Below are 4,267 nucleotides of genomic sequence, written 5' to 3'. Positions count from 1 at the left end.
TGATGAGGCGAATATCATCATCATTGCAGGAGATGGTCTTGTATCCGATGAAGGGGTTGCAATACAGGAGCAGTACATGGACGAAAAAGAGTTCATCTATCTTGGTCCCTCAACTGCAGGTATTGCAGCTCTCCTCGATCTCAAACACTGGTGTCCCTTTGGCAGATGAGTAACCATAATACCATACCTGTCACATTTTCTGTATGCTCTTTGGATCATCCGGTATCAGGATGCAATATGGTCAGACCCTCATCGATCTCGCCCTCCGTGTCGGGGGGGCTGTTGGTTCCGGCCGCAGGCGGGTTATCGTCGGGAGCGATACGCGATCAACCCGATATCTCCTCAGCGAATCTCTCACCGCAGGACTCCTCTCAGCCGGTGCAGATGTCATATCCGGTGGCATCGCACCGACCCCGACGGTCGCTTATGCGGCACGTACTGCCGATGCAGGCTGCATGGTGACTGCATCGCATAACCCTGAGGAGTACAACGGCCTGAAACTTTTCAATCCTGATGGTTCATCCTTTACGCTTGAACAACAGCGGAAGATCGAAGAGCTCCAGGAGATCCCGGTGTGGAGCGACTGGGAGGCAATAGGGGCCAGGACCTCTGGTGATATTGTTACACCACACCGTGAAGCAATCCTCTCTTCTCTCTCTCCATCAGAGGATCTGAGGGTTGTTCTTGATTGTGGGGGAGGAGCTGGTTCTGTTATAACTCCAGATCTTCTGAAAGAGGCTGGTATGTCTGTTGTAACCCTCAATTGCGATCCGACCAAAACATTTCCGCGCCCTTCAGAGCCGCTGCCTGAAAACCTCTCATACATTCCGTCCATCATCAGGGCGTCAGGTGCCGCATGTGGAATTGCCCATGATGGGGATGCGGACCGCTGTGTTGCCTTTGATAATCTGGGGCGATTCATTGCCGGTGAACACCTCCTGATGCTCTTTGCCAGGTATCTCGATTTGAACGAGGTGGTAACGACGGTGGATGCGTCAATGGCGATCGAGGAGGTTGCCACCGTCCGCCGCACCCCTGTCGGCGATAGTTATGTATCAGAGGCTCTCCTGTCATGGGGCAGCCTCGGGGGAGAACCCTCGGGAAGCTGGATCTTCCCGTCACACTCACTCTGCCCTGACGGTATCTATGCCGCAGCCCTCATCTGCGAGATTGCCGGTGAGTGGAATATCGCCGAAGAGATCGATAGAATGCCCCGATATCCTATTCTGAGATCCGCTATCCCGACACCCCATGGTCATGCTGCGCTATCTGCTCTTGGAGCGGAGATCCCAACTGATGGTCTGAGGGTTGCTGATGAGGATGGCTGGTACCTGATAAGGGCAAGCGGCACTGAGCCGAAGGTCAGAATAACTGCGGAAGGAAGAACAGAACAGGTGGCAAAAGCTCTCCTTACCAAAGGAGAAGATCGGTTGAAGGCTGCAATCAGGGGGGTCTTGTGATGGCGCAGCCGACCGAATGTATCCTGCTTGCGGCAGGTGAGGGGAAGCGTATGCGCCCTCTGACGAAGAACCGTCCTAAGGTGATGATTCCCCTTGGAAACCGTCCGATGCTCGAACACCTTATCCTCGCCGCCCGTGATGCCGGAATCCGGCGTTTTGTTCTGGTCGTCGGATATGGGGAGAAGATCGTCAGGGAGTATTTTGGGGACGGAAATCGTTTTGGTGTCGTGATCGACTATGTTGTTCAGAGGAAACAGCTTGGTACTGCTGATGCACTCAGATCTGCTGAAGGGCTGGTATCTGGTAATTTCCTGATGATGAACGGTGATATGATCCTGAATTCTGCGGAGCTCATTGAACTCTGCAGAATGCCCGCCCCCGCAGTTGCTGTTTCAAAGGCGGAACACCCGGAGAATTACGGGGTGGTGGTTCTTAAAGAAAACCTTGTTGTTGATCTGGAAGAGAAGTCACGATCTCCAAAGAGCAGCATGATAAATGCCGGGGCATATCTCTTCTCAACTGAGATATTTGACCGGTTAAGAAAAATAAGCCTCTCGGGGCGGGGGGAGTATGAGCTGACAGATGCTCTCACCGGCTATATTGAAGAAGGAATACTCTCCGGACTTCCCCTCCATTCATGGATGGACGTTGGATTCCCATGGGATATTCTTGCTGCACATGAGGCACTCTTCTCCCGTCTTGAAACTTCAATTGATGGAATTGTGGAGGAGGGCGTCGTTCTGAAAGGGCCGGTTGCTATTGGGGAGGGGACTGTTGTCCGGTCAGGGTGCTATATTGAGGGACCCTGTATCATCGGGAAGAACTGTATAATTGGCCCTCATGCGTATATCCGGCCGATCACCACGATCGGAGACTCGTGCCATATCGGGCATGCGGTAGAGGTGAAGAATTCGGTCATCTTCTCCGGAACAAAGATTCCCCACTTTAACTATATTGGTGATAGTGTTATAGGATCGGGGTGCAACTTCGGTGCAGGAACAAAGATTGCAAATCTACGGCATGATCATGGAATGATTTCTGTTGGAGGGAAGATGACGGGTAGAAAGAAGTTTGGAGCAGTTGTCGGTGACGATGTTCTCTTCGGGATAAACTGTTCGGTTAATACCGGCTCAGTCATTGGGTCCGGATGCCGGATAGCACCACATTCGTTTGTAGATGGCGCATATGATGACGACACCGTCGTTTCGAGGTGACAAAGGATGCAGGCAGTAATTCTGGCAGGCGGAGAGGGTTGGCGGCTAAGACCCCTTACAAAGAACCGTCCAAAGGCACTGATACCAGTAGGCAACCGTCCTCTCATTGACTATTGTATTGATGCTCTTCTTGAATCCGGAATACGCGATATCATCGTTGTTGTCGGATATAAAAAAGAGCAGGTGATCCGGCACCTGAATACACTTGATCATCAGGTCAGGGTTGTTGTGCAGGAACGACAGCTCGGAAGTGCCCATGCCCTTGCATGTGCAACCCCTTTCATTCATGATACCACACTCGTCCTCTCGGGTGACAATTATGTGGATGCGACTTCTCTCCGGATGATGGGGAGAGATGGTAACGCCATTATGGTGACAACATCCCTCTCCCCGGCCCATTATGGTGTTGTGACGGTGAAGGAAGGCATCGTCACCTCTCTCATCGAAAAACCAGATCAGAAAAGCCCCTGTATGGTAAGTAGTGGTCTCTACCTCTTCACCCCTGAAGTAATACGATCCATCAGCGAACGTGAACTCTCTGATATGGTATCCCGACTCATTTCAGATGGCATTCCGGTACGGGCAGTAGAAGGCGGCGACTGGAATGATGCGATCCATGCATGGGATCTCCTTGGTCAGAATCACTATCTTCTGAAAAAAACCACCCCCATAAGGAGTGGCATGATCAGCAAAATGGTAACAATCACAGGTACGGTATCGATCGGAGCACGCAGCAGTATCGGTCCTGGCTGTTGCATCATCGGGCCCGTCAGGATTGGGGAAGATACATCTATTGGCCCTCATGTTGTCATCGGCCCGGATGTAAGCATCGGCGATCGGGTTGTAATAGAACCATTCACTCTCATTACAAAAAGTATTCTTATGAATGATGTCCGGATAGGATCGCACTCGAGGATGGCCGACTCTGTTATCGGTGAGGGTTCGCTCATTGGTGATCATCTCTCCACGATCACCTCAGATGGCTTATTCTCACTTGGAGAGGAGACGACAAAGATGATTCATCAAGGGACCTTTGGGGCGATCCTCGGCGAAGGGGTGTTACTTGAGTCTTCTGTTGTTCTTAAGGGGTGTATCCTTGGAAATAATGCTGAGGTGCAGGCTGGCAGGAGACTTGAAGGATTGATTCCGGATGGTTCACGGGTGATGTAGATGTGTGGTATTGTCGGCTATATTGGCGCCCGCCAGGCCGCAAAAATTGTTACTGAGGGTTTGAAAAGGCTTGAATATCGGGGATACGACTCATTTGGCGTTGCCACAATGAATACGAAGGTAACTATCGCAAAAAAAAGTGGTAGGATATCCGATGAAAACCTTCATTATACCGATCTATTGGGTTCTATCGGGATTGGCCATACACGGTGGGCAACCCATGGTGTTCCAAATGATCGAAATGCCCACCCTCATGCCGACTGCACCGGTCGGATTGCTGTTGTGCATAATGGGATCATCGAAAATTATGCAGAACTCAGGCGTGATCTTATCGGTCGGGGACATACCTTCACATCGGATACCGACACCGAAGTTATCGCCCACCTGGTGGAGGAACATTATAGCGGCGATCTCTGTTCAGCG

3 protein-coding genes and 1 pseudogene are annotated in these 4,267 nt (G+C 51.3%); all 4 read left to right on the top strand.

All coding sequences use genetic code 11. The features are described 5' to 3' along the window. Positions 1-203 precede the first annotated feature (203 nt). A complete protein-coding gene (locus Q7V06_RS05695; RefSeq protein WP_304839326.1) occupies positions 204-1,460 on the top strand; it encodes a phosphopentomutase/phosphoglucosamine mutase in 1,257 nt (418 codons plus the stop codon). Continuing rightward, on the top strand, positions 1,460-2,674 hold the full coding sequence (glmU, locus tag Q7V06_RS05690) for a bifunctional sugar-1-phosphate nucleotidylyltransferase/acetyltransferase (protein ID WP_304839323.1): 1,215 nt from the start codon (positions 1,460-1,462) through the stop codon (positions 2,672-2,674). The genes Q7V06_RS05695 and glmU overlap by 1 nt, the downstream gene beginning before the upstream one ends. Before the next feature lie 6 nt (positions 2,675-2,680). Continuing rightward, positions 2,681-3,844 (top strand): sugar phosphate nucleotidyltransferase, encoded by a 1,164-nt coding sequence (locus Q7V06_RS05685; protein ID WP_304839320.1) that lies wholly within the window; start codon positions 2,681-2,683, stop codon positions 3,842-3,844. Next, positions 3,845-4,267, top strand: a pseudogene (locus Q7V06_RS05680) (glutamine--fructose-6-phosphate aminotransferase); the annotation flags it as partial. It abuts the gene before it with no gap.

Origin of the sequence: Methanocalculus sp. (assembly GCF_030651615.1) — an archaeon.
Lineage (GTDB): Archaea > Halobacteriota > Methanomicrobia > Methanomicrobiales > Methanocorpusculaceae > Methanocalculus.
The sequence above is the reverse complement of the archived record's forward strand: the minus strand, read 5'-3'. Positions and strand labels throughout refer to the sequence as shown.

What these genes read in the sequence shown, in the direction of transcription:
- Q7V06_RS05695 (WP_304839326.1), top strand. Translation starts at nt 204, where the DNA reads ATGCTCTTTGGATCATCCGGTATCAGGATGCAATATGGTCAGACCCTC.
- glmU (WP_304839323.1), top strand. Translation starts at nt 1,460, where the DNA reads ATGGCGCAGCCGACCGAATGTATCCTGCTTGCGGCAGGTGAGGGGAAG.
- Q7V06_RS05685 (WP_304839320.1), top strand. Translation starts at nt 2,681, where the DNA reads ATGCAGGCAGTAATTCTGGCAGGCGGAGAGGGTTGGCGGCTAAGACCC.